We start from the raw sequence: 26,818 nt of genomic DNA, 5'->3' as shown, positions 1-26,818 counted from the left end.
CCGATTGGCTCACCAGCATGGCGGGTGAGCGGCATGCATCGCCTGCAGCAGCGGCTCCATCACAAAGGCCCGCAGATGCAGCCGCGGATGGGGCAGCACCAACCGAGGATGCTCCAGGCGCAGTTCCCCCCAGAACAGCAGATCCAGATCCAGGGTGCGGGGGCCCCAGCGCTGCTCCTGGCCACGATCGCGGCCGAACTGCCGCTCCATCTGGTGCAGGCGATCCAGCAGCTGCAGAGCTGCCGTTTCGGTCGGCTCAATCGCCATGCCGTCCACCAGCACCACCGCATTGAGATAGTGCGGCTGCTCCACCGGCCCCACCGGGGCGGTCTCCAGCAACTCCGACCAGCGGCAGCGCGCGGGCTGCTCGGTCCAGGCCGTCAGTTCTGCCTCAAGCAGAGGCCGCACAGCCCTGAGGGTGTCGCGAGGCCAACCGACCGCACTCGGCCGGTTGGCCCCCAGGGCCACGGCCAGCGTGGCATCGTCCGTTGAGGGCATCAGCGAGACTGGCGCGCACATGCGGGCTGAACGCATCCATGGTGGCAAGTGGTGTTGCGGTGACCGACGACCGGGCGACCCGAGCCTTTCCCCTGGCTGCGATCACTGGCCACGGCACCCTCAAGCTCGCCCTGCTGTTGGCGGCCGTTGATCCAGGCCTGGGCGGCGTGGTGATCGCCGGTGGGCGCGGCACCGGCAAATCCGTGCTCGCCAGAGGCCTCCACGCCCTGCTGCCCCCGATCGACATCCTCGACGTCGACAGCGGCGTCGGCCGGAACCTGGATCCCCTCAATCCGGAGGAATGGGATGCGGCCACCCGCGAGACGATCAGCGGAGACGCGCCCTCTCGGGTGATCCCGGCACCCTTCGTGCAGATCCCCCTCGGCATCACCGAGGACCGGCTGTTGGGAGCGGTGGATGTGACTGCATCACTGGCCAGCGGCAGCGCCGTGTTCCAGCCGGGCCTGCTGGCGGAGGCCCACCGCGGCGTGCTCTACGTCGATGAACTGAATCTGCTCGACGACGGCATCGTCAACCTGATGCTGGCGGCTGTGGGCAGCGGCGAGAACCGGGTGGAACGGGAAGGTCTGAGCCTCAGCCACCCTTGCCGGCCCCTGCTGATCGCCACCTACAACCCGGAAGAGGGCAACGTCCGCGATCACCTGCTGGATCGCTTCGCCATTGCCCTCTCCGCCAACCAGCTGGTGAGCACCGAACAGCGGGTGGAGATCACCAATGCGGTGATCAGCCATGGCCAGTGCAGCCGCTCATTCGCAGAGACCTGGCGTGAGGAGACCGACGCCCTGGCCACGCAGTTGCTGCTGGCCCGCCAGTGGCTGCCGGATGTGCAGATCAACCGCGAGCAGATCGAGTACCTGGTCACCGAAGCGATCCGCGGCGGCGTGGAAGGTCATCGCTCCGAGCTCTATGCCGTGCGGGTGGCGAGGGCCCACGCCGCACTCTCCGGCCGGGACAGGGTGGAGGCCGACGATCTGCAGGTGGCCGTGGCCCTGGTGATTGCACCGCGGGCCTCCCAGATGCCACCCCCAGATCAGCAGATGGAGCCCCCACCTCCGCCTCAGGGCGACCAGCAGAACGAACAGGACAACCCACCGCCGTCACCGGAGGGATCAGACAACGAAGAGAACGATCCGCCGGAGGACACCAGCGAGGACGACAACACCAACGACGACGAGGGGGACGGCGAGGAGGATCAGACCCCGCCGGCCGTACCCGAAGAGTTCATGCTTGATCCCGAAGCGATCGACGTGGACCCTGACCTGCTGCTGTTCAATGCCGCCAAGGCCAAGAGCGGCAACAGCGGCAGCCGTTCGGTGGTGCTCAGCGACAGCCGCGGCCGGTACGTGAAACCGATGCTGCCCCGCGGTCCCGTGCGCCGGATCGCCGTGGACGCAACGCTGCGAGCTGCCGCGCCTTATCAGAAAATTCGGCGGGAACGGGAACCCGGCCGCACCGTGATCGTGGAAGAGGGCGATCTGCGTGCCAAGTTGCTGCAGCGCAAGGCCGGTGCCCTGGTGGTGTTCCTGGTGGATGCCAGCGGCTCGATGGCCCTGAACCGGATGCAGAGCGCCAAGGGCGCCGTGATCCGCCTACTCACCGAGGCCTATGAGAACCGCGACGAGGTGGCCCTGATTCCCTTCCGTGGTGACCAGGCTGAGGTGCTGCTGCCCCCCACACGGTCGATCACCGCCGCCCGCCGCCGGCTGGAATCCATGCCCTGCGGCGGCGGTTCACCCCTGGCCCATGGCCTCACCCAGGCCGCCCGTGTGGGCGCCAATGCCCTGGCAACGGGTGATCTCGGCCAGGTGGTGGTGGTCGCCATCACCGATGGTCGCGGCAACGTACCCCTGAGCACCTCTCTCGGACAGCCCGTTCTGGACGGTGACGAGAAACCTGACCTCAAGCAGGAGGTGCTGGACGTGGCGAGCCGTTACCGGATGCTCGGCATCAAGCTGCTGGTGATCGACACCGAGCGCAAGTTCATCGGCAGCGGCATGGGCAAGGACCTGGCCGAAGCCGCCGGGGGGCGATACGTGCAGCTTCCCAAAGCCAGTGATCAGGCGATCGCTGCCGTGGCACTGGATGCGATCAATGGGATCTGAGCTACCTGGAGGTCTCCGCCGGATAAAGCTCAGCAAACAGCTCACCGAGTCCGATGGTCACGCTGCGCAGGCCTTTCATGAACTCCTCATCTGAGGTGAGTTTCTCCACATCCCCTCCGACGGAATCGATCTTGGCAGTGAGGTCAGCGGCATTGGCCGCCGTCTGCCGCAACTCGTTCAGGGTCTTGGGATTGTCCAGAGCAGCCACGATGTTGTTCACGTGAGCCGAAGCCTTGACGGCATTGCCGGTGGCCGCATTCAGGTTCTCGATCATCGGCTCGACCTTGGCGGCCTCGGCCCGCAGCTGCTTCACCAGCAGCTCGATCTCCGCAACAGCCTGATCGGCGTTATTCAGGAACAGTGAGGCATCCTTCGACGTGGTTTCAAACTGCTGGGTGGACTGCGCCAGAGCAGGGATGAGATTGGCTTTCTGGGCCTCAGACAGCAGAGCCTGAATGGTCTCGGTCACGGTGCTGAGGCTGGGTGCTTCCTGCCCCTGAATCGTCGCTCCATTGCAGAGCTGCCTGCTGCCGGCACAGTCAGCCGCACTCGCCAGCGGTGCCTCCTCCGGCAGTGGCTTGCCCTTGCTGACCAGGGCAATGAGAGCATCTCCCCCCAGCAGAGAGCCGGAAGCGACCGTGGCGGTGACCGGCTGAGCCAGTTTCAGATCCCCTTGGTTGATCTCCAGATCCGCAACGACCGCTTCTGGAGTCACACGGATCCTCTTCACGGAACCCACCAGAATGCCCCGGTAGGTGACTGGTGAACGCTCCGCCAGTCCGCCCGCATCAGCGAAACGCGCTGTCACCATCCAGGTGCTGGCCCCGAGCCGTACCCCCCTCATCCACAGAGCTGTCGCGCCGAAACCGACGATGCCCCCAAGCACGGTGAAGCCGACGATGGCATCGCGGATGCTGCGTCGCATGGCGGTCAGGACTCCATGGGCTGCATGGGTCCGCGAAGACTACCTGTCCTGAACTGCTCCACGTAGGGGTTGTCGGTGCTGCGGAACTCCTCCACGGAGCCCTGCCAGCGAAAACTGCCGCCGTACAACATCACAACCCGTTCCGCCGATCGCTCGATCGTGCTGCGCACGTGGCTGACCACCACCGAACAGCCTCTGGCCACCGTTGTGGTCTTCACGATCAGATCCTCGATGCGGGTGCAAGCCACAGGATCCAGTCCAGCGGTGGGCTCGTCATAGAGCAGCAACGGCATGGCCTGATCCCCGCGTTCCGGATCATCGACGAGAGCCCGCGCGAAACTCACCCGCTTCTGCATTCCACCGCTCAGCTCGGATGGGTAGAGATGGGCCACGTCGTAGAGCCCCACCGCCTCGAGGCAGGATTCCACCCGCTGGCGGATCTCACTGGCAGTCATGCGTCCCCGCTCCCGCAACAGAAAACCGACGTTCTGCTCCACGGTGAGGGAGGCCAGCAGGGCAGGGTTCTGAAACACCAGACGCACATCCGGAGGTCGGGTCTGATCCAGCCGCAGATAGGTCTGCTGCTTCCCGAAGAGACACAGTTCACCCTGCGTGGGCAGCTGAAGACCGGCTAACAGGCGCAGCACGGTCGACTTACCGGCGCCGGAAGGACCCACCACCGCCAGGCGCTCTCCGGGCTGCATCTGCAGATTCACCCGATCCAGCACTGGCCGCTGCCCCCACTGCATGGTGAGGTCGCGCATCTCAACGACGGGTTGGACCCCGACCACAAGCATGAACGCACATGTGCTGCCATCTTTGCCCGACCGCCGAGTCTCCGTACAGTTCAGGGACTGCCGTGCTCGATCGCCCCTAAGCGCAAGTGACTACGCACAGCAAACGACGGGCCAGGGCGATACGGGCCCAGCGACGCAAGGATCTGGTGACCCGATCGCAGCGGGCGGTCCGCTGGCTCCAGCCGGGACTGGTGGTGAAGCGTTGGCTGCTCACCTCCGGACTCGGCCTGATGATGGCTCTGCTCGGAGCAGCTGTCTGGGCTGATCTCAAGCCGATCTACTGGATCGTTGAGACCCTGAGCTGGATGTTGAGCACTATCACCACGGTGCTTCCGCGGGAGATCACGGGCCCGCTGGTGCTGATCGTCGGGATCGGGTTGGTGCTGTGGGGCCAGAGCCGCAGCTTCGGCTCCATCCAGCAGGCCCTGGCGCCTGACAAAGACACGGTGCTGGTGGATGCCCTGCGAGCCAAGAGCCGGCTGAACCGCGGCCCGAACATCGTCGCCATCGGCGGGGGCACCGGTCTCTCCACCCTGCTGAGCGGCCTGAAGCGGTACAGCAGTCACATCACCGCCATCGTCACCGTTGCTGATGACGGCGGCAGCAGCGGCGTGCTCCGTCGGGAACTCGGGGTGCTGCCCCCCGGAGACATCCGCAACTGTCTGGCAGCACTCTCCACCGAGGAGCCACTGCTGACAAGACTGTTCCAATACCGCTTCGCAGCTGGAAGCGGCCTCGAGGGCCACAGCTTCGGCAACCTGTTCCTCTCGGCTCTCACCGCCATCACCGGCAACCTGGAGACGGCCATCACGGCCTCCAGTCGCGTACTGGCTGTTCAGGGCCAGGTTGTGCCAGCCACCAGCGCCGATGTGAGGCTCTGGGCGGAGTTGGAGAACGGAGAGCGGATTGAGGGAGAAAGCAACATCGGCAAGGCACCAAGCCCGATCGTTCGGCTCGGTTGTCTGCCGGAACGCCCGCCAGCTCTTCCCCGCGCTCTCGAAGCGATCGCCAACGCCGATCTGATCCTGCTGGGCCCCGGCAGCCTCTACACCTCGCTGCTTCCCAATCTGCTGGTTCCGGAGCTGATGTCGGCCATCCAGTCATCCCGCTCGCCAAGGCTCTACATCTGCAATCTGATGACCCAGCCCGGAGAGACCGACGGTCTGGATGTGGGTGGTCATCTCCGGGCGATCGAAGCCCAGCTGGCAAGCCTCGGCATCGACGACCGACTGTTCACGGCTGTGTTGGCTCAAGACAACGTGGAATCCTCGCCACTGGTCGAGCGTTACCGAGCCCGCGGTGCGGAACCGGTCCGTTGCGATGCGGAGCGACTGCGGACGGAGGGCTATGACGTCACCCTGGCTCCCCTCCAGGGGTCACGACCGACTGCAACACTCAGGCACGACCCCCGCAATCTCGCGCTCGCCGTGATGCGTTTTTACCGCAGCCACCGCAAGGATCAGACCCCACGGGAGCGTGATCAGTAGGCGTCCTGCATCTCGTAGAAATCAGGCTGGATGTAGTCCTTGCGCAGCGGCCAGCCTTTCCAGTCCTCAGGCATCAGCAAACGTTTGGGATGCGGATGCCCTTCGAACTGAATGCCGAACATGTCGAAGGTTTCCCGTTCCTGCCAATCAGCTCCTCGGAAGAGCCCATAGATCGACGGCAGAGTCGGGGTTCCTTCACGCGTGAGGAACACTTTCAGGCGCACTTCCCGAAGCTTGGATTCCTCTCCGGCGGCCATGGCCTGCACCTGTTCCCGCATGGCCAGCAGGTGATAGAAGCAGACAAGGTGTTGTCCAGGACCTTCGTCGTAGCCGCCGTGGCACTGGAGATAATCGAATCCGTGGCTCTTCAGAGCCGCAGCGATGATCGGAAGGAATGCCGCATCCACGCCGATCTGCTCGACACCGGAATGATCCGGATCGAGATAGTCATGCTCAAAACCCTGCTGGGTCAACCAGATGCTGACAGGGCCGGGTTGTGCTGCAGCCAGAGATGACGAGTCGTCTTTCGGAGGAGTCGTGGGGGTTTCACTCATGAGTCGACAGCGTCGGCAACGGGGGTGAGAACAGCAGCGTCCGTGGCCAGCAGTTGACCTTCCGGGGCAGCCGCGAGAGCGGCACGCTGGGAATCAGCACGCAGATAGGAACCTGTGACCTGGGCTTCAACCCGCTTCATCCGGTGTGAAACCGTGAAATAGCGATGCGTCTGCTGATGCTTGCGACGTTCGGCCAGGGACTCATCACCGACCTTCTTGCGCAGCTTGATCACGGCGTCAAAAATCGCCTCCGGACGCGGCGGGCAACCCGGGAGGTACAGGTCGACAGGGATCAGCTTGTCGACACCCCGAACAGCGGTGGTGGAGTCTGCGCTGAACATGCCGCCGGTGATCGTGCAGGCCCCCATGGCGATCACGTACTTGGGCTCAGGCATCTGTTCATACAACCGGACCAGAGCCGGGGCCATCTTCATGGTCACGGTGCCGGCCACGATCAAGAGATCAGCCTGGCGTGGTGAGCTGCGAGGCACCAGGCCGAAGCGATCGAAATCGAAACGGGAGCCGAGCAGAGCAGCGAACTCGATGAAGCAGCAGGCTGTTCCATACAGGAGAGGCCAGAGGCTGCTGAGCCGTGCCCAGTTATGGAGATCATCCAGGCTGGTGAGAATGACGTTTTCGCTCAGATCGTTGGTGACGGCGGGAGCTCCGATCGGCCCGCAGCTGGCTTCCCTGAGATCGCGGACAGCGGTGATCGAGGGGCTTTGGATGGACGGAGTGGTTTCAGACATCATTCAGCTCCATTCGAGTGCGCCTTTGCGCCAGGCGTAGGCCAGGGCCACCAACAGGATGGCGATGAAGATCAGCGCTTCGATGAACGCCAGCAGACCGAGTCGGTGAAAAGCAACGGCCCACGGATAAAGAAACACGGTCTCGACATCGAAGATGACGAACACCAGTGCAAACATGTAGTAGCGGATGTTGAACTGAATCCAGGCACCGCCGATCGGCTCCATGCCGGACTCATACGTGAGTTGCCGCTCACCAGCCCGACTGCGCGGCGCCAGAAGTTTGTTGGTGATCAGGGCGAGTACCGGAACCGCTGCAGAAATCAGCAGAAATCCGAGGAAGGCGTCATAGCCGGGCAGGGCGAACATGAACGTCCCCGTAGTCCAATCCATTTTGGCATTCACTGCCAGCAGTTGACGCCGATAGAGTCACTCCGCACGACAGCACAGCGGTGAGCGACGATCCGGCGACTGACCAGCAACAGGCGATCGGACAGCCAGAGGCGATCGAACATCCAGAGGTGATCGAACAGCCAGAGGCGATCGAACAGCCAGAGGCGATCGAACCTGCGGACGGTGCAGAAAAAGATCCCACCGAGACCGACCCCCGGACTCATCGCTTTGAGTGCAGGAGCTGCGGCTATGTGTACGACCCCGACGAAGGGGTCAAGAAAGTGGGCATCGAAGCAGGCACCGCCTTCGAGGACCTGAATCCACTCAGCTTCCGTTGTCCGGTCTGCCGCAGCCGGATGCCGGCGTTCCGGGATATCGGCCCCCGCAGCAAGGCCAGTGGCTTCGAGGAGAACCTCAACTACGGCCTCGGTGTGAACCGACTGACCCCGGGGCAGAAGAATGTGCTGATCTTCGGCGGGCTGGCCCTGGCATTCGCCTTCTTCCTTTCGCTGTATTCCCTGCGCTGACCGGCATCACCATGAATCGCCTGCTCTCCTCCGCCGCCAATCTCCTTCTGGTGCTCGTGCTGGGCATCAGTCTCAGCGGCTGCGTCACGACCCGCCTGCCCGTTGCAACGTCCAGTCCCTGGCAGGCCCAGAACCTGGACACGGAATCGAACCCCCTCGATGTCGGCTTCACCGACCGCTCCCACGGTTTCCTGGTGGGCAGCAACCGCATGATCCAGGAAACGGACGACAACGGAGTCACCTGGAATGAGCGGAGCCTGGATTTGCCGGAGGAAGAGAACTTCCGCCTGATCAGCATCGATTTCAATGGCGACGAAGGTTGGATCGCAGGGCAGCCGGGCCTGTTGATGCACACGATCGACGGTGGTCAGAACTGGACCCGCCTGTTTCTGGACACGAAGCTCCCCGGGGAGCCCTACCTGATCACGGCGCTTGACAAGCACTCCGCCGAACTGGCCACGAACGTCGGGGCCGTCTACGAAACCCACGACAGCGGCGGCAGCTGGGAAGCGAAGGTCTCCGATGCAGCTGGATCCGTCCGTGATCTGCGTCGGCGCGAGGACGGTGGCTACGTCAGCGTCAGCAGCCTCGGCAACTTCTACGCCACCTGGGAACCGGGGGAAAGCGTCTGGCAGGTGCACCAGCGTGTCAGCAGCCAGAGGCTGCAGAGCATTGGGTACCAGCCGGACGGGCAACTCTGGATGCTCGCCCGCGGCGCCCAGATCCGACTGAATGACGAGCCCGGCAATCTCGAAAGTTGGAGCAAGCCGATCATCCCGATCACCAATGGCTACGGATACATGGACATGGGCTGGGATGCAGAGGGTGCCATCTGGGCCGGCGGCGGCAATGGAACCCTTCTGGTGAGCCGAGATGGGGGTGACAACTGGGAAATCGATCCGGTTGGAGACCGGCAGCCCAGCAACTTCACCCGCATGGTTTTCGATGGCGATCGAGCCTTTGTCCTTGGCGAGCGGGGAAACCTGCTGCGCTGGGTGGGCAACGCTCTGTAACTGAGCCTGATCACCAGGCCCGCGATCCTTGGTCACCCCCTAGGATCTCCGGGCTGATACACCCCTAGCCATGGCTGCAGGCTCCACCGGGGAACGCCCGTTTTTCGAGATCATCACAAGCATCCGCTACTGGGTGATCCACGCCGTCACCCTGCCTTCGATTTTTCTTGCGGGATTCCTGTTCGTATCCACCGGTCTGGCGTACGACGCCTTTGGCACTCCCCGACCGGACGCCTATTTCCAGGCGACCGAAAGCAAGGCCCCAGTCGTCAGCCAGCGCTATGAGGGCAAGTCGGAACTCGACGTTCGCCTGAAATAACCCCATGACACAGACACCGATCAACACCACGCCGCGCAACTATCCGATCTTCACGGTGCGTTGGCTGGCTCTCCATACCCTCGGCGTGCCCACCGTCTTCTTTCTCGGTGCCCTGGCCGCGATGCAGTTCATCCGCCGCTGATCCGATTCCATGGAACGCAATCCCAATCCCAACAACCTTCCGGTTGAACTCAACCGCACAAGCCTGTATCTGGGCCTGCTGCTGGTGTTCACCACCGGTGTGCTGTTCTCCAGCTACTTCTTCAACTGAGGTCTGACCCATGAGCAGCAAGAAGTCTCTTTATCCCGATGGCCGGATCCCTGATCGCCTTCCTGATGGCCGTCCGGCTGTGCCCTGGCGCTCCCGCTGGACCGAAGGTGTTCTCCCTCTCTGGCTTGTGGCAACGGCCGGCGGAATGGCCGTTCTGTTTGTGGTCGGTCTGTTCTTCTACGGCTCTTACACAGGAGTGGGTTCCGCCTGATCTCCAGAATCATTTCCGTGGTTCAACCGGTCCTGTGGACCGGTTTTTTTATGCCTGAATCTCAGACCTTGTAAAAATCGCGGTACCACCGGGCGAAACATTCCACTCCGGTTTCAATCGCCGTGCTGGGGCGAAAGCCCACCCACTGTTCAAGAGCCTGGGTATCGGCAGCTGTAGCCACCACATCTCCCGGTTGCATCGGCTGAAAATCCTTGATCGCCTCTCGTCCCAGGGCTTCCTCCATCACCTCGATGAAGCGCAGCAGCTCCGTGGGCTGGCTGTTGCCGATGTTGAACACCCGGTGGGGCGCAGCCGCCGTCGCCGGATCCGGCTGCAGCGAATCAAAGTCGGGGTTCACGGTGGCCGGCTTGTCGCAGCAACGCAGCACTCCCTCGACGATGTCGTCGATGTAGGTGAAGTCGCGCTGCATCCGGCCATGGTTGAACACCTTGATCGGCTCGCCGGCCAGGATCGCCCGGGCAAACAACATTGGGGCCATGTCAGGCCGTCCCCACGGCCCGTACACCGTGAAAAAGCGCAGGCCGGTCGCTGGCAGACCGTAGAGATGGCTGTAGGTGTGCGCCATCAGCTCATTGGCCTTCTTGCTGGCGGCGTAGAGACTCACCGGATGGTTCACCGGCTGCCGCTCGTGAAAAGGCAAATTGCGGTTGCCGCCGTACACCGAACTGCTGGAGGCATACACCAGGTTCCCAACCGCGTGGTGCCGGCAGCCCTCCAGGATGTGGCCGAAACCCACAAGGTTGCTCTGGATGTAGGCCGCCGGATTCTCAAGCGAATAACGGACCCCTGCCTGGGCCGCCAGATTCACCACCACCTGCGGCCGCTCCGCCGCGAACAGGGCCATCAGGGCCTCACCATCCTCCAGCGCCATCGGCTCAAACCGCCAGGCTCCAGCCGGAGCGATGGCCTCGATCTGGCGCAGACGGGCCTGTTTCAAGGCCGGGTCGTAGTAGCTGTTGAGGTTGTCGAGTCCAACCACCCGATCACCCTGCGCCAGCAGCCGCTGTGAGAGCGCAGCACCGATGAAGCCGGCAGCACCGGTGACCAGAACCGTGCGCGCCATCAGCCCTCGCCGTCCCCGACACGCCAGAAACTGAGACCGGCGGCGCGCACCTGATGCGGATCACTCACCGCGCGGGAATCGAACACCCAGGCCGGTCGGCGCATCCGAGCGGCCAGATCGGCCCAGTTCAGCTGGCGGTACTGACGCCACTCCGTGAGGATCAGCACCGCATCTGCACCGCTGACAGCCTCTTCCACGGAACCCGCCAGAGCCCAGCTGCCCGTCCCGCTGAGAGCGTCTGCCGCCGCTGCCGCCTCCTGCTTCAGATCACGGGCGATCTGAACCGGGTCCACCTTGGGATCGTGGATGGCCAGCTGCGCTCCCTCCTCCAGCAGATCAGCGCAGATGCGGATCGCCGGCGCCTCGCGGGTGTCGTTGGTGTCCGCCTTGAAAGCGAAACCGAGGATCGCCAACCGCTTGCCGGTCACCGTGCCGAACAGCTTCTGCACCACCAGCCGCGCGATCCGGTGCTGCTGCCAGGTGTTGAGAGCCACCACGCTCTCCCAGTAATCAGCCACCTCCGGCAGGCCGAAGTGGCGGCAGAGGTAAACCAGGTTGAGGATGTCCTTCTGGAAGCAGCTGCCGCCGAACCCTGGGCCGGCGTTGAGAAACTTGGGCCCGATGCGACTGTCGGTGCCGATCGCCCGCGCTACTTCGCGCACATCAGCGCCACTGGCTTCGCAGAAGGCCGCGATCGAATTGATCGAACTGATCCGCTGAGCCAGGAACGCATTGGCCGTGAGCTTGGAGAGTTCACTGCTCCAGAGATTGGTGCGCAGGATCTGCTGCTGCGGCACCCAGTGGCTGTACACCGCCGCCAGAGACTCAATGGACTCCGGGTCCTCGCCGCCGATCAGCACCCGGTCGGGCGATTCCAGATCCCGGATCGCCGTGCCTTCAGCCAGGAACTCAGGATTGGAGAGCACCGAGAAGCTGCGGCCCTGATCATCCGCCTGGGCTGCCTCCAGGATCGTCTTGATCGCCGCAGCCGTGCGCACCGGCAGCGTGCTCTTCTCCACCACGATCGTGTGTCCCGTCGCCGCCTTAGCGACGGTGCGGGCACAGGCTTCCACCCAGCGCAGGTCACTGGCCTGCCCGGCTCCGAGCCCCTTGGTCTTGGTGGGGGTGTTCACCGAAATGAACACCATGTCCGCCGCCGCGACGGTGGCTTCCACCGCCGTGGAGAAGCTGAGGTTGCGGCCTCGGGCCCGACCCACAACCGCATCAAGACCCGGCTCGTAGACAGGAAGCTTGCTGAGATCGGCATCGTTCCAGGCATCGATGCGCGACTGGTTGATGTCCACCACCGTCACCTGGATCTCCGGGCAGCGGTCGGCGATCACCGCCATCGTCGGCCCGCCGACATAGCCCGCGCCGATGCAGCAGATGCGTTGAACCGTCACGCGCGCAGATCCACCTCAAGTTCGAGGACCTTACGGAAGGAGTCGATGGTCGGGCCCAGTCCCTGCTCCAGTGGCACAGTCGGCTGCCAGCCCAGCTCCTGCCTTGCCAGATCGATCAGAGGGCGTCGCTGACGGGGGTCGTCCTGCGGCAACGGCTTTTCGATCAGCGGCAAATCAGGATCGATGCGATCCCGCACCAACTCCGCCAACTGACGAATGGTGAACTCCCCTGGATTTCCGAGATTCATCGGACCGGTGCCGTCACCGTTCATCAAGCGGATCAGCCCTTCAATCAGATCGCTGACGTAACAGAACGAACGGGTCTGGGAACCATCGCCGAAGACGGTCAGGGGCTGACCTCTCAGCGCCTGCACGATGAAATTGCCAACCACCCGACCGTCATCGATCAGCATGCGCGGGCCATAGGTGTTGAAGATCCGTGCCACCCGCACCTCCACGCCATTCATGCGCTGATAGTCGAAGCAGAGGGTCTCGGCGATGCGTTTGCCTTCGTCGTAACAGCTGCGGATCCCGATCGGATTGACGCAGCCCCGGTAACTCTCCGGCTGAGGATGCACCTCCGGGTCGCCGTACACCTCACTAGTGCTGGCCAACAGCAGCCGAGCTCCCACCCGCCTGGCCAGGCCGAGCATGTTGTAAGTGCCAAGAAAACTGGTCTTGGCCGTTTTCACAGGATTCGTTTGGTAGTGAATCGGCGAAGCCGGACAGGCCAGATGCCAGATCCGATCCACCTCCAACTTGATGGGCTCCGTGACGTCGTGGCGGATGAGCTCGAAACGGGGATGGCGGATCCAGCGCTCGATGTTGCGCTTGCGGCCCGTGAAGTAGTTATCGAGGCAGATCACCTCCTCACCCGCCTCCATCAACCGATCAATCAGATGGGAGCCCAGGAACCCGGCCCCGCCGGTGACGAGATGAATCCGCATCTCAGGGGCTGCGCAGCACGTCCACGATGGCGGCAATCTCCGCCACTGCCCAGCTGACCTCCTCACCCTGACCGAGCAACGGCTTCAGCCGCACCTCAGCACGGTCCGCCTCGTCGTCACCCAGCACCAGGGCCCAACGGGCACCGCAACGATCCGCCCGTTTGAACTGCTTGCCGAAAGCCGATCCCGAACCGTCCAGTTCGACGGTCAGGCCAGCAGCCCGCAGACCACGAGCAAGCGTCAGAGCCATGGTCTCTGCCTGGTCGCCGCGATTGACCACGTAGGCATCTGGGGCGGACGAACCCACCAACCGAGCCGCCAGCCCGTTCGGATCCGCTTTGGCGGCCGCCTCCAGCACCAGCAATAGCCGCTCCATCCCAAGGGCCCAGCCGATGGCCGGTGTGGCGGATCCACCGAGCTGAGCAATCAGGCCGTCGTACCGACCGCCACCGCAGACGGTGGCCTGGGCGCCCAGCTCGTCGCTGGTGATCTCAAAGGCGGTGTGGCTGTAGTAGTCCAGGCCCCGCACCAACCGCGGATTGAGTCGGTAGGGAATGCTCAGGGCGGTCAGCCCTTGCTGGACGGCCTCAAACCGCAAGCGGCTCTCGGGGCTGAGGGCATCAGCCAGGGTTGGCGCCTGCTCCAGCAAGGCCTGGGTGTCCTTGTTCTTGGAGTCAAGAATCCGCAGCGGATTGCTGCTCAATCGCGCGCGGGAGTCCTCATCCAGCTGCTCCAGCCGCTGCTCCAGCCAATCCACCAGGGCCTTGCGATAGGCCTGACGGTCGTGCGCCGAACCGAGGCTGTTGAGCTCCAGCTCCAACCCGCCGACTCCGAGGCTGGCCAGCAGATCCCAGGCCAAAGCGATCACTTCCACATCACTGCGGGCACTCTCCGCCCCCAGCCACTCCACACCGATCTGGTGAAACTGACGCTGTCGTCCGGCCTGGGGCCGCTCGTAGCGGAACATCGGGCCGGTATACCAGAGCTTCTGGGCGCCCTGGCTCAACAGTCCGTGCTGCAGCGCCGCACGCACCACCGATGCGGTTCCCTCCGGCCGCAGCGTGCAGGCCCGCTCACCGCGATCGGTGAAGCTGTACATCTCCTTGCCCACCACATCGGTGCCTTCGCCGATGCCGCGGCAGAACAGGTCGGTGGTTTCCAGGAGCGGCGTACGGATCTCGCCGAATCCGGAACGGCGCAAGTGCTCACGGGCAACGGCTTCCACCGCCTGCCAGCGCTCCAGAGCCTGCGGCAAGAGATCCACCATGCCTCTGAGGCTCTGCAGCTGCGACACGGCATCAGATCGGAACAGCGCCTCAGTTTGCCGTTTCAGCCGACGATGCTGCCGCTGGCCACCAGATCCATCAGCGCCAGCTGCCGGGCAACACACACCTCCCGGTCATAAAGCTGTTCCACATGGCGACGGGCGGCTTCTCCGAGAGCTCTGGCCCTCGGCCGGTTCTGCAGAAGTTCGGCGACGGCCTCCGCCAGATCCCCTGGAGCGAAGAAGTTCACGAGCAAACCGCTGTGACCATCGCGAATCACCTCGCGAACCGGAGCCGTATCGGAGCCGACGACGGCACAACCGCAGGCCATCGCCTCCAGCAGGCTCCAGCTCATCACGAAGGGGTAGGTGAGATACACATGACAGGCACTCAGCTGGAGCAGTGGGATAAATGAGCTGTACGGGAGCGTGCCGGTGAAATGCACCCTCGACGGGTCGTATCGCCCCTCGATCTCCGCCAGGAAACGATCACGCCACTCGCCGTCCGGGCAGGCCGCTCCGTAGCTGACCCCGGTGGTCTCGCCGACAACGATGATCCGGGCATCCGGACAGCGCTTCTGAAGAGCAGGCAGGGCCCGGATGAAGGTATGGCAGCCGCGGTATGGCTCCAATCGTCGGTTCACGAAAGTGACGACGGGCTGGCCTGCCTCAAGCCGAGTGCCATCAGGCAGGGTCATGGGCGCAGGCGAAGGGTCCGGCACCGCGCGGGCCATGTCCACCCCGTCATGAATGACGCTGATCCGTCTGCGCCAATGCTCCGGGAAGCTGCTCGCCTGAAAGTGCGTTGGCGAGATATTCCAGGTTGATTGCTCCAGCGTGACGTGCAGATAAGCATTTTTCATGATCAATTTTGCCTTCCTCTGCCAATCACGTTCGGACTCAAACTCGGAGTCAAAATTGGTGTCAAAACCATGCTCCTGATAAAAGAATTCCTGATAACTGAGCATCGGAACCTCAGGCCATACGGTTCGCAGAAACAGAGCTTCGCCCCAACCTGGGTGCACACAGATCAGATCGGGAACAAATCCCTTTCCCTTCAAACGCCAAGCGGCCTCTGCAACGGCCTCGGCTCGAATCACCTTCGATTCTGTCTCCACCACGAGCGGATGCGCATTTTCAGCATTGCCGCGCTTCAGTGGATAACGAAAATAATGAACAGAATCGGGAACCATGCGACTGGTATCCATCGACTGGATTCCGAGAGCAACAATCTGATGGTTACCCTGTTGCGCCAGCCTCTGAACGATATGTATGTATTGACCAGGAAAGTTCTGATGAACAAAAAGAACTCTCATCTCATCCCATCAGAGGCGCTGAAGCGATTCCGCCTTGTCCTGGAATTCGCCGAGCAGCAGTTGCAGATAAGAAACCTTGCGCAGCTTGATGTTCGCCGTGAGGCTCATACCCACCTGCAGAGGGAGTGACGTGCCGCTCTTGAGTTTCAACTGCTGTTGCTGCAGTTCAACGGTGACCGGAAAGCTGAGTTGTTCACGCTGTTCCTGAGGGTCCGGAGGCAGAGCATCGGAACCGATCTTGGTGACCTTGCCATTCAGCACACCGAAATCGGTTGACGGATAGGAATCGATGCTGATGTCTGCATCCATGCAGATCGAGAGATCCTGCGGGCAACCCGGCTTGCCCTCCTGTCCCTGAGGAAGTTTGACGAAGCCGATCTTGTTGCTCGGCACCTCAACTTTCGCCTCCAAGGAACCATAAGGAACGACTTTCATCACCGTCTGGGTGGACTGGGCTGTGAATCCGGTGGACGTGGGCTTGAGATCAAACACCACGCCATCCACCGGGGATTTGAGCTGCTGATACCGCAGGGTCACACGCGTTTCTGCAAGCTTGGCCTTCAGATCAGCCTCCTGGGACCGGGTCTGCTGGATCGCCTGCTGCAGTTGCGTGATGTTCTGTTTGAGGATGGCTGATTGTCTGTCCCGATCGACGCGGGTCTGCATCAGGCGACCACGGGTCTCCTCAACGGTGTTTCTCTGCTGAAGCAGTTGCAGCTCCGGCGTGGCTCCCTGGCGGGCCAGTTCCTCCAGACGTCCGAGGATGTCCGAGGCCAGAACGAGATTTTTCTCGAGCATAGCCACCTCCTCTCGATTCATGGCGAGGTAATCACGGAGCTCCTTGCGTTTCAGACTCAGTTCAACGTCCTTGAGTTGAAGATTGTTCTGAAGCGCCTGCATCTGGGTCTGAAGAGATCGCTGCTGCTCTTCACTCGCTTCGGTGTCCAGTTTCATCAACACCTGCCCGGCTTTCACCTGCTCCCCCTCCTTGACCAGGATTTCGTCAGCAACGCCCCCGACAGGCATCTGAATGTCCTTCACCGAGCCGATCGGCTCCAACTTTCCTGTCGCCACGACGATCTCTTCGGTTCTCGCGAGAGCCAACCAGGCCACACCGAACACCGTAGTGCCGATCAGCGTCCATGTGACGGTGCGCATCCAGAAGCGCCCCTGCTGAAGCACGGACTCATCGAATCGAGTGATCGACACTGTTTCGCCGTTCACGTCCTGCACACCGTTGGTCGGCTGCGCCACGCCGGTGGAATCATCGCGTTTAAAAGGGTTGAGTTTCATGGTCAGGCGTCCCCCTGCTGGCGGTATAGGGCGAAATAACGACCCCGGTGATTCATCAGTTCCTCATGGGTACCGAGTTCAACAACAGCGCCCTTATCCAGCATCACGATGATGTCCGCATTGCGGATGGTCGACAGGCGGTGGGTGATGAAGAACACGGTGCGGTCATTGAGATTCTCGAGAAGGTTGTCGCAAACCTTGCGTTCGGTTTCGTAGTCCAGTGCGCTGGTGGCTTCATCCATCACCAGCAGCTTCGGATTGCTCAGCAGCGTGCGGGCGATCGCCACGCGCTGTCGCTGTCCACCGCTGAGAGATGCCCCGCGCTCACCGACGGAGGTGCTGTATCCGCTGGGTAGTTCCATGATGAAGTCATGGGCATTGGCCAGACGCGCCGCACGCACGATCTCCTCACTGGAAGCCTCAGGATTGGTGAGAGCGATGTTCTCGCTCACGGTGCCGCTGAACAGCAGAGGATCCTGCGGAACGATGCCGATCTGGCGACGCAGGGAATACAGCTCGACCTTGTCGATGTCGTAACCATCGATGAGAATTCTGCCCTCCTCAGGGGAATAGAGACGAGGCAGAAGCTTCATCAGAGTGCTCTTGCCGCTGCCGCTCTGCCCGACGATGCCGACAAAGGTGCCGGGCTTGATCTCAAGGTTGACGTCCTTGAGAACTTCCGGCTGGCCGGGCCGGAATCGGAACGAGAGATTCTCGAAGCGCACCTGACCTTCCAGAGGCGGAAGCATCACTTTTGATTTATCCACCTCATCGGATTCTTCAGGAGTGTCGATGACATCGGCAAGGCGTTCAAAGCTCACCCGAAGCTCCTGGATCTGCTGCCAGATCGTGGACAGACGCAACAACGGCTGGGTCACATAGCCGGAGATGATCCGGAAAGCGATCAGCTGACCGAGAGTCAGCTCTCCTTTCAGCACCATCGAGGCACCGACCCACAACACCATCAACTGGGAGATCTTCTGCAGCACCTGGCTGGTCTGGTTCAGAGCCGTGCCGGTGATCGTCTTCTCGAAGGTGCGCGCGATGTACTGGGAATAGAACTCCTGCCAACGCCAGCGGCTGACCATTTCAACGTTCTGGGCCTTGACCGTCTGAATGCCGGTGAGCACCTCGACCAGGTGGCTCTGAGTCTTGGCGTTCTCCTCGGCGGCGGCGCGGAACTGACGACGGAACAGCGGTGCTCCGAGAATCGTCATTCCGACCTGGATCGGCAGCACCGAGAGGGCGATCAGTGTGAGCAGCCAGCTGTAGACGATCATCACAAGGATGTAGATGACCGAAAACGCCGCATCGAGAATCGTCGTCAGGGCCTGACCTGTCAGGAAGTTCCTGATCTTCTCGAGCTCGGCGACCCGCGTGCCCAGTTCCCCGACGGGCCGCCGATCGAAGTACCCGAGGGGCAGACGCAGCAGGTGATCGATCACTTCCGCTCCCAGGCGCTGATCGATTCGGTTGGTGGTCTCAGCGAACAGGAAGGTCTTGAGGCTGCCGAGCACACCTTCCAGAATGGTCACCACCACAAGGGCGATACCGAGAACCTGCAGTGTGTCGAGACTTCGCTGCGTGATCACCTTGTCGATGATCACCTGAATCAACAGCGGGTTGGCCAGGGTGAAGAGCTGAACCACGAAGCTCGCAGCCAGCACCTGGGTGAGCACTCCGCGGTAGCGCTTCAGAGCGGGCCAGAACCAACCGGGGCCGAAGTTCTGCTCAGGCGTCGCGTTGGAGCGCTCCATCAGCAGCAGCTCGATGCCTTCGGGAAAGCTCGTTTCCAGTTCCGAAGTCGTCAGGCTCACCATGCCGTGCTTCGGAGAGGCAAACTTCAGGCCGCGCTCGTTGCTGGCAACCACAAGGGCGAACCCCCCCTTCCAGGGAATCATCGACGGAACCTGAAGCCTGGTACCCGCTGAAGCCGGAACCCGGGCGGCCATCACATGCAGACCGAGGCTGGCAGCCAGCTGTCCGCAGAGCTGAAGATTGGGGGTGAGGCCACGCCGCAGGTTGTCGCGCAGCACCTTCTCGATCGAATCGCGCCGGAACGGCAGCTTCATCAGCTGCGCCAGCATCTGGAAACAGGCCAAGGTCTCATCGATCGGACCGTCGGCACGGATCAGTCGAAGGCTGTCGACCACATTCCGTTCCGGGCTGTAATGGCTCACGGGAGGCAGGGATCCCTCCTCCTCCGAGGCCGGCAGCAGCGTCAAGGTGGACGTCGATGCATCCTCCACCGCGCTGGCAGTGGTGGTGAGACTGGCGTCACCCCCGAGGGCATCCATCACCTCCTGAGGCAGAGCCACCAGGCGGGGGGCGAAACGATCGGTCGGAGGCAGATCCGAGTCGGCCTGAACGAGACGACCAGGGGAGGCTTCTCCCCAGGAGGAGGAGAGGAAAACCGTGGCACCCTCATCCTGAGCGGCTCGGATCGCTTCAGCGGTCGGAGCGCAGTGGCGACAGGCCTTGTAGTGGGTCTGAAGCAACTGCAGCGAGGAAATCTCGGCATTGGCCGAGCCTGCGATCAGGGTTTCTAGAAGGAACTGCAGTTCCTGAGGCCATAGCTGGCCATCGCACCATCGGCGGAAACTAGACTCTGTCTTGTACAGATGCAGCCACGTCTCATCCGGGATCGCCGCAGCCACCACCTCCTGGGCAGCGACGACGTTCTCACAGGGGTGACCGCAGAGCAGACTTGCCGCTCCCAGGATGCTCCCCGGCCCGAACTTGCCCACCGTGGTCATGCGTCCCCGCTGCTCACCGACCAGGCGGGCCTGGCCCTGCAACAGCACCAGCACGCGGGCGGGAATCTCACCGTCCTCCACCAGCTGATGTCCGAGATCAAACTTGAGGCCACGCGTCTCCTGCTGCAGCCGGGCGGCACCCTCAGAGCTGAGATCCTTGAACGCCGGCAGCTGAAGCAGGGGGAAGGGGGGTGACTGGGTCATGACGTCTGCTCGCTGGCGTCCGAGCCATCTCCCTGAAGGCGACTCAAGCTAGACGCGGTCAGCTCGTTGATCCAGGCGTCGAACATCTCCTTGCACATGGCGTCGGAGACCTCGTCGGTGAAGGTCGAGGGGGAATAGCGCTCCAGCCGGACCACCAGCCACCAGTCAGAGACCTTGAACGGTTCCAGCAAGTCCCCTGATTTCGCCACCCTCAGCTTCTCCACAAGAATCGGGTGGGCCTGGGTGAGCGGGACTGGTCCGACGATTCCGTTGGTGTTGCGTTCAGGCCCTTCGGCATGACGGCCCGCGAGATCAGCGAAGTTGGCTTCACCGGATTCGATCTGCAGATAAAGCTCCCTGGCCAGAAAACGGTTGCTTAGGCGGAGCAGGCTGTAAACAACCTGGTCGAGCTCGTTCTTGCGTTCCAGGAATCGGGCCTCAGCCTTCGGTGCGAATTTCTCTCGGGCCATGGCACTGACGCGCAGGGTGCGCAGCAACTGGCCGCTGAGATCATCGTCACTCTTGCCGAGTTCCGTCAGGAGATCAGGCCACTGCTCAAGGGAGGTGTATCCCCGGCGCTTCAGCAGACCGAGCCTCGCTTCAGCCAGCTTCTCGTCCGAAACAACCGCTGCCGCTGTGGTCTCGTCGATCACCATCTTCTCGATGAGCGGACGCAAGAGGTTGTGGTGCTCGAGGAGCTGCTGCCCCTCTGGACTGATCACGCGGCTCAGGTCCTGAACCGTCGTTCCGGTTTCCACGTCATCTCCTGATCCCGTCGAAAGATAGAGGCGGATTCAGGACCTTTCAGCGCAATGGTCGGAGACCTTGCCCGATCGTTCGGTTTCCCGCGCAGAATCATCAAAACCCTTGGCTGATCCAGGCGGAATGGCGCGATTTCTGATCACGGGTGGGGCGGGATTCATCGGCAGTCACACCTGTCTTGTGCTGTTGAACGAGGGCCATTCCCTTCTGGTGCTGGACAACTTCAGCAACAGCAGCCCTGAACCGATGCAGCGCGTGCTTGAGCTGGCCGATCGCCACGACAACGCAGCGCTGACCCTGGTGGAGGGGGATGTGCGCTCCGCAGAGGATCTCGAGCGGGTGTTCGGTGCCGCCCCAGGCGCTGTGGATGGGGTGATTCATTTCGCCGGGCTCAAGGCGGTGGGGGAATCCGTGGCCGACCCTCTCCGTTACTGGGATGTGAACCTGAGCGGCAGCCGTTGCCTGGCGGAAGCGATGGAGCGGCACGGTTGCCGCACGCTCGTCTTCAGCAGCACCTCCACGGTGTACGGAGAACCGGAGGTGTTCCCGCTGCGCGAGGACACACCGACAGCGCCCGTGCATCCCTATGCCCAGACGAAGCTCGCCGTGGAAACGATGCTGCAGGCACTCTGCCGAGTGAGCCCCTGGCGCATTGCCAGCCTCCGTTACTTCAATCCGGTTGGTGCTCATCCGAGTGGGCACATCGGAGAAGATCCCCTGGGCGTCCCCAACAACCTGTTCCCGTTCATCACCCAGGTGGCCGCCGGACGACGGGAGTCTCTTCAAGTGTTCGGACAGGACTATCCGACACCGGACGGCACCGGAATCCGCGACTACCTCCACGTGATGGATCTGGCGGAGGCCCACAGCAGCACCCTCCGCCATCTGCTCGGACAGCCAACCCCCACGCATCTCACCCTCAACATCGGAACAGGCCGCGGCCTTTCCGTGCTTGAGGTGGTCAACGGTTTTGAAGCCGCCACAGGCCTCACCATCCCAAGACGGATGGTGGAACGTCGCCCGGGCGATGTGCCCCGCCTCGAGGCCTGTCCTCGCAAGGCAGCAGAGGTGCTGGGGTGGAAGGCCAGCCGGACGCTGGAAGATATGTGCCGCGACGGCTGGGCCTGGCAGCTGGCGAATCCGATGGGGTACAGAAGCGGCTCATGACGACCGCCGTCCCTGAGGATGCCCTGGTGCTGGCGGGCGGCGGCCACAGCCATGCCCTGCTGCTGCGCCGCTGGGCCATGCACCCGGAGCGGAGACCGAGGCGCCCCGTGATTCTGGTGAACCGGCACAGCACCGCGCTGTACTCGGGAATGGTGCCCGGGTTGATTGCCGGGATCTATCAGCGGCAGGACGCAGCGATCGATCTGAGGCGTCTCGCGGATCGTGCCGGGATCGCTCTGGTGATCGCGGAGATCACCGGCGTAGACCGCACCGGCAAGCGGCTTGAACTCTCGCAGCGACCGCCCCTGCGCTTCGGACTGCTCAGCCTCGATGTGGGTGCGGAGACGAGACCCACAGGCGGAATTCCGATCAAACCGCTGGAGCCCGCTCTGGCTTTTCTCGAAGCGGAGGATCTGAAGAAGCCGGCCGGGGATGCAGCGCCGTTCTGCGTCGTCGGATCAGGGCTGGCGGCGGTTGAAGTGGTGTTAGCCCTGCGGCACCGCTGGCCGGAACGATCGCTGCGACTGCAGGCGTTTCCCAAGCGCCTGGAAACAAGGGTGCTGCAGGTTCTGAAGCGTCATCGGATCGAGCTTCAGCCAGCTGATGCACCCTTGCCGGGACCGTCCCTCCACTGCACCGGAAGTCGTGCTCCCAGCTGGCTTCAGGCCACCGGTCTGCCGTTGGATCAGAACGGACGGCTGCTCACGGATCACCACCTGCAGGTGGAAGGGGAGACCCTGATCTTCGCCAGTGGAGACTGTGCTGTGATCCGATCCGATCCCCGGCCCGCATCAGGGGTCTGGGCTGTGCGGTCAGCAAGGCCCCTGGCGGCGAATCTCGAAGCCCGATGCCGGGGCGGAAGCACCCGACCCTGGCGACCGCAGCGTCAGGCCCTGCAGCTGCTCGGAATTCCAGGATCAGCTCCACAGGCCCTGGCCCTGAAAGGCCATTGGCGGCTGGGACCCTTTCGATGGCTCTGGTGGTGGAAGCAGCGGATCGATCGCCGGTTCATGGCGGGATTTCAGCAGCTGCAGACGATGGACTCCATCGATCCGGACGCATCGATGGCCTGCCGAGGCTGTGCCGCCAAGCTGGCAGCCTCTCCCCTCGCCGCAGCCCTTGCCGAGTCGGGGCTCAGCTCCGCTGCGCAGCAACCGGAGGATGCCGCTGAACTGCTGCCAGCGGGAACTGCAAGCTCAAACTGGCTTCAGAGCGTCGATGGCTTTCCAGCTCTGCTCAGCGACCCGTGGCGAAACGCCCGGTTGACCGCTCTGCATGCCTGCTCCGACCTCTGGGCTTGCGGAGCCATGGTGACCAGTGCCCAGGCGGTGATCACCGTTCCGGCCCTGTCGAGCCCGCTGCAATCCGAGCTGCTGCGCCAGACCCTGGCGGGCCTGCAATCGGCACTGGAACCTCAGGGAGCCGCGCTGATCGGTGGGCACACCCTGGAGGCCCGTCATCCGACCCCGGCACCGGCCTCGCTCGGGATGCAGGTGACCCTCTGCGTCAATGGTCAGGTCCGGCGGAAACACACCGGAACCGGTTGGAGCAAACGAGGCCTGCGGCATGGCGACCGACTGCTGCTCAGCCGTCCTCTCGGCACCGGCGTGCTGTTCGCTGCCGCGATGCAGGGGGCTGCCGACGCCGAGGATCTCGACCGTGCCGAGCGCATGATGGGCTCAAGCCAGCACCCCCTCCTGGAGGAGCTGCTCCGCGAGGAAACGGAACAGGAGGAGCTGCATGCCTGCACCGACATCACCGGGTTCGGCCTGCTCGGACATCTCGGTGAAATGCTTGACGACGACTGTCGCCTGCAACTGGATGCCGTGAAGATCCCCAGCCTGAACGGCGCTCTGGAACTGCTGGAGGCCGGTCACTGCAGCAGCCTGGCCCCTGCAAACCGCAGTGCCTGGCACTGGCTGGATGCACCAGCCGGAGGGGCTGGCCCAAGGATCCATCTGAACCTGGAGGGACTCCGGATCGGAGGTTCACGCCATCGGGCTTTACTGGAGCTGCTGGTGGATCCGCAGACCTGCGGGCCGCTGCTGATCGGCTGTTCAGAAACGCTGGCCATCCGGCTGGAATCCCTGCATTCCTGGCATCGGATCGGCTGTGTTCTGTAACTCAGGTCTCCCCCGCGATACAGAGGAGGACCCTGGCATTGGCCAGTTCGGCTGATCTGACCTCACAGCGATAGCCGGCCTGGCTCACACGCCGCTCGAGAGGGAGAAGCCGGCGGCGCATCACCGGCTCGGGCCCAGACGCAGCCAGCCAGATGACGGTGGGAGCAGGGAAGACGTTCAGACGGTCGTCAAGCTCGTCCTCATCTCCCCAGGGAACCTGGGAAACCCCTTCCATCCGATCGCTGAGGTTGAACAGTCGCGGGCGCGGTGAAAATCGCTCGGTCATCCCGGCCGTCAAGCGGCTGACGGCGCGGAAATTGCTCTGCTCGCGCACCCCGCCAGCCCGGATCTCGCGAAAGCTGTGGAACCACCAGCCCAGCAACAGCAGGGAGACCATCACGGCCAGCAGCCGTCGCCCGAGGCGGTTGAACGACAGAGCCGCTGTCTCCACCGCCAGCCAGGTCACGACAGCAGGCACCAAGACCACGAAGTAACGGCTGAAAGCCAGTGGCTTGAGGAAAGACACCAGCACCACCGCAAGCACCATCAGTCCCGAGGGGATCAGGCCACTCCGATCGAGCAGGCGCCATCGTGCCGACCGGTCCAGTTCCCCGCCATCCGTTGTCAGACCCCGACGACGCAGCAGCAGCACAACCGCCAGCATCACCAGCAGTCGCGGCAGAGGCCACCAACCCAGACCCCTGGCGAGGGTGTCTTCCAGCAACGCAAAGTCAGGAAAGCCGATCCAGCTGCCGGAGCGACTGCTGAACAGGTAGGTCGAGGCATAAACGATCCAGAGCGTTGTCGGAAGCAGTCCGATCAACGCCGCCCGAGCCAGCGGCCAGCGGCGCTGCCAACCGTCCCAGCCTGCAGCCGCAGCAAACAGGAAGGCTCCGTAGAAATGCGTCAGCGCTGCCAGAGCAACACTCAACCCGTACGTCCAGGCGGCACCACTGCCGTCCAGCCAGCGACGGCGACACCACCAGCTCAGCGCCACAAGGGCCACCAGCAGGGCGTAGCTCTTGCCCTCCACCGAAAACCGGATGGGGTAGGGACTGCAGATCATCAGCAGAGCCGCCACAGAGACCGCGGTTCGGGTGGAACCAAGGGAAGCCATGGCCGCGGACTGACGCATCACCAGCGCCGCTCCGGCCAGGTAAGCCAGCCAGGACATCAGCCGCAGAGTTAGCGGTGTCTGAGCCAGAGCCTGTCCCCAGACCCAGAGCACGATGTAATAAAGAGGAGGGTGGGTGTCGTTGCGGAGCATCTCCAACAACCCCGTCAGGCTTGGTTGAAAACTCTTTCCGACGCTGTAGAGCTCATCGGACCACAGACCGGTGGCATCGATCAGCACCAGCGCCTTGATGGCGAAGAGTGAGCACACCAGCAGCATGATCAGTCGTGGCATCAACGCCCCTCCTGATCAATCCGCTGCAGACGAAGCCGGCTGAGCTCGGCTCCGAGTCCAGGACCGGGGGACCAACCCGCATCGATCAGTTCCGCGGCCGTCAGTGGTGAGCGGACATGGCGCCAGCGCCCCCACCAGCGCAGCAGGAGCCTCCACTCCGCAGGGCGATGACAGACCGCCAGCACCACGGCCTCAGCGGACCAGCCGCTCCCTTCCAGCGCGCGGCACCACTGGGAGGGTGGTGCGCCTGGCGGAGGTGCATGCTCCTGCAGCCAGGCCAGCAGATCCCGGCACTGTCCGAGCACCTTTGTTTGCTGTCCTGGAAGGTCGAGTCGCTTCGCCACTTCAAGCGGATCGGCTGCCCCCAGCAACAGCGACGGCAGCAGCGGCACCCGAAGTCGGCAGGCCCCCGTCAACCGCTGCCTCCATTGCAGATCATCCTGCATGGCAGGGTCCACAAGGGCCATCGCACTCCAGCCTTGCAGAAGCGATAGAGCTTCCGCCCAGGGTTCCCGCTGGAGCAGACGGTCCAGTTCAATGCGCAGCCTGGTGGAGAGCGCCGGGGGCGCCTTCCCCTTGACATCCCTCGTCGACCAGCGCCAGGGCCAGCGCTCCATGGTTTGACGCAGCTGCTCAAGGGAGTCATCGGCCAGATGGAAATCGAGACGGGCTGCGTAGCGGGCGGCTCGGACGACCCGGGTGGGGTCATCGCTGATGCTGCCGGGATGCAGCAACTCCAGAGAACGCTTCTGCAGAGCCCGCTGACCCCCATGGGGGTCAATCAGTTCTCCGGAGATCAGATCGAACGCCATCGCATTGATGCTGAAATCGCGCCGCACCAGATCCGCCTGAAGGGTGCCGGGCTGCACGACGGGATTCTCCCCGGGGGCGGGATAGGACTCCCGGCGAGCCGTCGCCAGATCCAGGAGCACACCGTCCAGACAGAGCTCGACGGTGCCGAAACTGCCGTGCTCCCGGCAGGCGGTGAGGCGCTCCGAGCCGCAGATTCGCTGCAGTGCAAGGGCGAGCTGGCGGGCGTCCCCTTCCACCACGAGATCGAGATCCGGAACTCCGCGCCAGGCCACACCGTGGCGTCGATGCAGCAGTCCGTCGCGCACGACCCCTCCGACGAAAGCGAGATGAGCGCAGCCGAGCTCCCGGGAAGCAGCCCGGAGAGCATCCAGCAGAGCATTCGGCACACCCGGCAGGTCCATGGCGCGGCGTGCA

At 63.2% G+C, this 26,818-nt stretch carries 26 protein-coding genes and 1 pseudogene; 10 read left to right on the top strand and 17 right to left on the bottom strand.

Going from position 1 to position 26,818, the window contains the following annotated elements; genetic code table 11:
* Positions 1-9 precede the first annotated feature (9 nt).
* On the bottom strand, positions 10-498 hold the full coding sequence (gene folK / locus SynA15127_RS01125) for a 2-amino-4-hydroxy-6-hydroxymethyldihydropteridine diphosphokinase (protein WP_186484682.1): 489 nt from the start codon (positions 496-498) through the stop codon (positions 10-12).
* Between the two features lie 38 nt (positions 499-536).
* Between folK and bchD the strand changes: the two genes are divergently transcribed.
* The gene (gene bchD, locus SynA15127_RS01120; protein WP_186484681.1) at positions 537-2,621 is read left to right on the top strand and encodes a magnesium chelatase ATPase subunit D; all 2,085 of its coding nucleotides are present in this window, start codon (positions 537-539) and stop codon (positions 2,619-2,621) included.
* A gap of 1 nt (position 2,622) precedes the next feature.
* Here bchD and SynA15127_RS01115 read toward each other — a convergent pair whose 3' ends face one another.
* Both SynA15127_RS01115 and SynA15127_RS01110 read right to left on the bottom strand, forming a co-directional pair.
* The gene (locus tag SynA15127_RS01115; protein WP_186484680.1) at positions 2,623-3,546 is read right to left on the bottom strand and encodes an MlaD family protein; all 924 of its coding nucleotides are present in this window, start codon (positions 3,544-3,546) and stop codon (positions 2,623-2,625) included.
* A 5-nt stretch (positions 3,547-3,551) separates the two neighbouring features.
* Positions 3,552-4,310 carry an ABC transporter ATP-binding protein gene (locus tag SynA15127_RS01110; protein ID WP_255475531.1) on the bottom strand — a complete coding sequence of 253 codons (759 nt, stop codon included), beginning with the start codon at positions 4,308-4,310 and terminating at the stop codon, positions 3,552-3,554.
* 119 nt (positions 4,311-4,429) lie between these two features.
* Here SynA15127_RS01110 and yvcK point away from each other — a divergent pair, with 119 nt between their 5' ends.
* Positions 4,430-5,830 carry a gluconeogenesis factor YvcK family protein gene (gene yvcK / locus SynA15127_RS01105; protein WP_186484679.1) on the top strand — a complete coding sequence of 467 codons (1,401 nt, stop codon included), beginning with the start codon at positions 4,430-4,432 and terminating at the stop codon, positions 5,828-5,830.
* On the opposite strand, the gene SynA15127_RS01100 is transcribed toward yvcK, so the two are convergent.
* Genes SynA15127_RS01100 through SynA15127_RS01090 form a run of 3 tightly spaced genes read right to left on the bottom strand, consistent with a single transcriptional unit; the run spans position 5,824 to position 7,499 of the window.
* On the bottom strand, positions 5,824-6,384 hold the full coding sequence (locus tag SynA15127_RS01100) for an NAD(P)H-quinone oxidoreductase subunit J (RefSeq protein ID WP_186484678.1): 561 nt from the start codon (positions 6,382-6,384) through the stop codon (positions 5,824-5,826). The two genes, yvcK and SynA15127_RS01100, sit on opposite strands and share 7 nt — an antisense overlap.
* Positions 6,381-7,133: an NADH dehydrogenase subunit K gene (locus SynA15127_RS01095; protein ID WP_186484677.1), complete on the bottom strand. Its 753-nt coding sequence runs from the start codon at positions 7,131-7,133 to the stop codon at positions 6,381-6,383. The genes SynA15127_RS01100 and SynA15127_RS01095 overlap by 4 nt, the downstream gene beginning before the upstream one ends.
* A gap of 3 nt (positions 7,134-7,136) precedes the next feature.
* Entirely contained in the window at positions 7,137-7,499 is a 363-nt protein-coding gene (locus SynA15127_RS01090; protein WP_186484676.1) for an NAD(P)H-quinone oxidoreductase subunit 3, read from the bottom strand.
* Between the two features lie 137 nt (positions 7,500-7,636).
* Here SynA15127_RS01090 and SynA15127_RS01085 point away from each other — a divergent pair, with 137 nt between their 5' ends.
* The 6 genes from SynA15127_RS01085 to SynA15127_RS01060 all read left to right on the top strand — a co-directional run bounded on the left by SynA15127_RS01085 (position 7,637) and on the right by SynA15127_RS01060 (position 9,864).
* Positions 7,637-8,050 carry a rubredoxin gene (locus SynA15127_RS01085; protein WP_370594034.1) on the top strand — a complete coding sequence of 138 codons (414 nt, stop codon included), beginning with the start codon at positions 7,637-7,639 and terminating at the stop codon, positions 8,048-8,050.
* An 11-nt stretch (positions 8,051-8,061) separates the two neighbouring features.
* On the top strand, positions 8,062-9,063 hold the full coding sequence (locus tag SynA15127_RS01080) for a photosynthesis system II assembly factor Ycf48 (RefSeq protein ID WP_186484675.1): 1,002 nt from the start codon (positions 8,062-8,064) through the stop codon (positions 9,061-9,063).
* A 70-nt stretch (positions 9,064-9,133) separates the two neighbouring features.
* The gene (gene psbE / locus SynA15127_RS01075) at positions 9,134-9,382 is read left to right on the top strand and encodes a cytochrome b559 subunit alpha (RefSeq protein ID WP_043694445.1); all 249 of its coding nucleotides are present in this window, start codon (positions 9,134-9,136) and stop codon (positions 9,380-9,382) included.
* A gap of 4 nt (positions 9,383-9,386) precedes the next feature.
* Positions 9,387-9,524, top strand: coding sequence for a cytochrome b559 subunit beta (gene psbF, locus SynA15127_RS01070; protein WP_043694437.1), 138 nt, complete (start codon positions 9,387-9,389; stop codon positions 9,522-9,524).
* Positions 9,525-9,533: 9 nt separating this feature from the next.
* Complete coding sequence (locus SynA15127_RS01065; RefSeq protein ID WP_043694434.1) at positions 9,534-9,653, top strand: photosystem II reaction center protein L; 120 nt, start codon at positions 9,534-9,536, stop codon at positions 9,651-9,653.
* 10 nt (positions 9,654-9,663) lie between these two features.
* Positions 9,664-9,864 carry a photosystem II reaction center protein J gene (locus SynA15127_RS01060; protein WP_043694431.1) on the top strand — a complete coding sequence of 67 codons (201 nt, stop codon included), beginning with the start codon at positions 9,664-9,666 and terminating at the stop codon, positions 9,862-9,864.
* A gap of 61 nt (positions 9,865-9,925) precedes the next feature.
* On the opposite strand, the gene SynA15127_RS01055 is transcribed toward SynA15127_RS01060, so the two are convergent.
* The 9 genes and pseudogenes from SynA15127_RS01055 to SynA15127_RS01020 form a co-directional block, all read right to left on the bottom strand.
* On the bottom strand, positions 9,926-10,948 hold the full coding sequence (locus SynA15127_RS01055; protein ID WP_186484674.1) for an NAD-dependent epimerase: 1,023 nt from the start codon (positions 10,946-10,948) through the stop codon (positions 9,926-9,928).
* Positions 10,948-12,351, bottom strand: coding sequence for a nucleotide sugar dehydrogenase (locus SynA15127_RS01050; protein WP_186484673.1), 1,404 nt, complete (start codon positions 12,349-12,351; stop codon positions 10,948-10,950). Before SynA15127_RS01050 ends, SynA15127_RS01055 begins: the two co-directional genes overlap by 1 nt.
* Positions 12,348-13,298: a UDP-glucuronic acid decarboxylase family protein gene (locus SynA15127_RS01045; protein ID WP_043694423.1), complete on the bottom strand. Its 951-nt coding sequence runs from the start codon at positions 13,296-13,298 to the stop codon at positions 12,348-12,350. Before SynA15127_RS01045 ends, SynA15127_RS01050 begins: the two co-directional genes overlap by 4 nt.
* Position 13,299: 1 nt before the next feature.
* The gene (gene hisS / locus SynA15127_RS01040; protein WP_186484672.1) at positions 13,300-14,592 is read right to left on the bottom strand and encodes a histidine--tRNA ligase; all 1,293 of its coding nucleotides are present in this window, start codon (positions 14,590-14,592) and stop codon (positions 13,300-13,302) included.
* Between the two features lie 35 nt (positions 14,593-14,627).
* Entirely contained in the window at positions 14,628-15,260 is a 633-nt protein-coding gene (locus tag SynA15127_RS13650; protein ID WP_370594033.1) for a glycosyltransferase, read from the bottom strand.
* Between the two features lie 90 nt (positions 15,261-15,350).
* Positions 15,351-15,755 (bottom strand): annotated as a pseudogene (locus SynA15127_RS13645) (glycosyl transferase family 1); the annotation flags it as partial.
* Positions 15,756-15,887: 132 nt separating this feature from the next.
* Positions 15,888-17,171, bottom strand: coding sequence for an HlyD family secretion protein (locus tag SynA15127_RS01030; protein WP_186484670.1), 1,284 nt, complete (start codon positions 17,169-17,171; stop codon positions 15,888-15,890).
* Between the two features lie 2 nt (positions 17,172-17,173).
* Positions 17,174-20,131 carry a peptidase domain-containing ABC transporter gene (locus SynA15127_RS01025; protein ID WP_186484669.1) on the bottom strand — a complete coding sequence of 986 codons (2,958 nt, stop codon included), beginning with the start codon at positions 20,129-20,131 and terminating at the stop codon, positions 17,174-17,176.
* Positions 20,128-20,889: a peptidylprolyl isomerase gene (locus SynA15127_RS01020; RefSeq protein ID WP_255475530.1), complete on the bottom strand. Its 762-nt coding sequence runs from the start codon at positions 20,887-20,889 to the stop codon at positions 20,128-20,130. Before SynA15127_RS01020 ends, SynA15127_RS01025 begins: the two co-directional genes overlap by 4 nt.
* Positions 20,890-21,016: 127 nt before the next feature.
* Between SynA15127_RS01020 and galE the strand changes: the two genes are divergently transcribed.
* Positions 21,017-22,060, top strand: coding sequence for a UDP-glucose 4-epimerase GalE (gene galE / locus SynA15127_RS01015; RefSeq protein WP_186484668.1), 1,044 nt, complete (start codon positions 21,017-21,019; stop codon positions 22,058-22,060).
* Positions 22,057-24,183: a selenide, water dikinase SelD gene (gene selD, locus SynA15127_RS01010; RefSeq protein ID WP_186484667.1), complete on the top strand. Its 2,127-nt coding sequence runs from the start codon at positions 22,057-22,059 to the stop codon at positions 24,181-24,183. Before galE ends, selD begins: the two co-directional genes overlap by 4 nt.
* Position 24,184: 1 nt before the next feature.
* Here the strand turns inward: selD and SynA15127_RS01005 are convergent, their stop codons facing one another.
* Together SynA15127_RS01005 and SynA15127_RS01000 are read right to left on the bottom strand one after the other, a co-directional pair.
* On the bottom strand, positions 24,185-25,591 hold the full coding sequence (locus SynA15127_RS01005) for a hypothetical protein (RefSeq protein WP_186484666.1): 1,407 nt from the start codon (positions 25,589-25,591) through the stop codon (positions 24,185-24,187).
* Positions 25,591-26,805 carry a CCA tRNA nucleotidyltransferase gene (locus tag SynA15127_RS01000; protein ID WP_186484665.1) on the bottom strand — a complete coding sequence of 405 codons (1,215 nt, stop codon included), beginning with the start codon at positions 26,803-26,805 and terminating at the stop codon, positions 25,591-25,593. The genes SynA15127_RS01005 and SynA15127_RS01000 overlap by 1 nt, the downstream gene beginning before the upstream one ends.
* Between the last annotated feature and the right edge of the window lie 13 nt (positions 26,806-26,818).

This window comes from Synechococcus sp. A15-127, from assembly GCF_014280215.1.
In the GTDB taxonomy this organism is placed as follows: Bacteria; Cyanobacteriota; Cyanobacteriia; order PCC-6307; family Cyanobiaceae; genus Parasynechococcus.
Note: the sequence above shows the minus strand (reverse complement) of the source record. Positions and strands in the feature narration are given on the sequence as shown.

Excerpts from the sequence above, each read along its gene's own strand:
- SynA15127_RS01025 (WP_186484669.1), bottom strand. The coding sequence starts at position 20,131 with ATGACCCAGTCACCCCCCTTCCCCCTGCTTCAGCTGCCGGCGTTCAAG.
- SynA15127_RS01030 (WP_186484670.1), bottom strand. The coding sequence starts at position 17,171 with ATGAAACTCAACCCTTTTAAACGCGATGATTCCACCGGCGTGGCGCAG.
- SynA15127_RS01005 (WP_186484666.1), bottom strand. The coding sequence starts at position 25,591 with ATGCCACGACTGATCATGCTGCTGGTGTGCTCACTCTTCGCCATCAAG.
- bchD (WP_186484681.1), top strand. The coding sequence starts at position 537 with ATGGTGGCAAGTGGTGTTGCGGTGACCGACGACCGGGCGACCCGAGCC.
- psbE (WP_043694445.1), top strand. The coding sequence starts at position 9,134 with ATGGCTGCAGGCTCCACCGGGGAACGCCCGTTTTTCGAGATCATCACA.
- SynA15127_RS01055 (WP_186484674.1), bottom strand. The coding sequence starts at position 10,948 with ATGGCGCGCACGGTTCTGGTCACCGGTGCTGCCGGCTTCATCGGTGCT.
- SynA15127_RS01080 (WP_186484675.1), top strand. The coding sequence starts at position 8,062 with ATGAATCGCCTGCTCTCCTCCGCCGCCAATCTCCTTCTGGTGCTCGTG.
- SynA15127_RS01110 (WP_255475531.1), bottom strand. The coding sequence starts at position 4,310 with ATGCGCGACCTCACCATGCAGTGGGGGCAGCGGCCAGTGCTGGATCGG.
- psbF (WP_043694437.1), top strand. The coding sequence starts at position 9,387 with ATGACACAGACACCGATCAACACCACGCCGCGCAACTATCCGATCTTC.
- SynA15127_RS01000 (WP_186484665.1), bottom strand. The coding sequence starts at position 26,805 with ATGGACCTGCCGGGTGTGCCGAATGCTCTGCTGGATGCTCTCCGGGCT.
- selD (WP_186484667.1), top strand. The coding sequence starts at position 22,057 with ATGACGACCGCCGTCCCTGAGGATGCCCTGGTGCTGGCGGGCGGCGGC.
- SynA15127_RS01090 (WP_186484676.1), bottom strand. The coding sequence starts at position 7,499 with ATGTTCGCCCTGCCCGGCTATGACGCCTTCCTCGGATTTCTGCTGATT.
- folK (WP_186484682.1), bottom strand. The coding sequence starts at position 498 with ATGCCCTCAACGGACGATGCCACGCTGGCCGTGGCCCTGGGGGCCAAC.
- SynA15127_RS01115 (WP_186484680.1), bottom strand. The coding sequence starts at position 3,546 with ATGCGACGCAGCATCCGCGATGCCATCGTCGGCTTCACCGTGCTTGGG.
- SynA15127_RS01095 (WP_186484677.1), bottom strand. The coding sequence starts at position 7,133 with ATGTCTGAAACCACTCCGTCCATCCAAAGCCCCTCGATCACCGCTGTC.
- SynA15127_RS13650 (WP_370594033.1), bottom strand. The coding sequence starts at position 15,260 with ATGACCCTGCCTGATGGCACTCGGCTTGAGGCAGGCCAGCCCGTCGTC.
- SynA15127_RS01100 (WP_186484678.1), bottom strand. The coding sequence starts at position 6,384 with ATGAGTGAAACCCCCACGACTCCTCCGAAAGACGACTCGTCATCTCTG.
- SynA15127_RS01065 (WP_043694434.1), top strand. The coding sequence starts at position 9,534 with ATGGAACGCAATCCCAATCCCAACAACCTTCCGGTTGAACTCAACCGC.
- galE (WP_186484668.1), top strand. The coding sequence starts at position 21,017 with ATGGCGCGATTTCTGATCACGGGTGGGGCGGGATTCATCGGCAGTCAC.
- SynA15127_RS01060 (WP_043694431.1), top strand. The coding sequence starts at position 9,664 with ATGAGCAGCAAGAAGTCTCTTTATCCCGATGGCCGGATCCCTGATCGC.
- SynA15127_RS01045 (WP_043694423.1), bottom strand. The coding sequence starts at position 13,298 with ATGCGGATTCATCTCGTCACCGGCGGGGCCGGGTTCCTGGGCTCCCAT.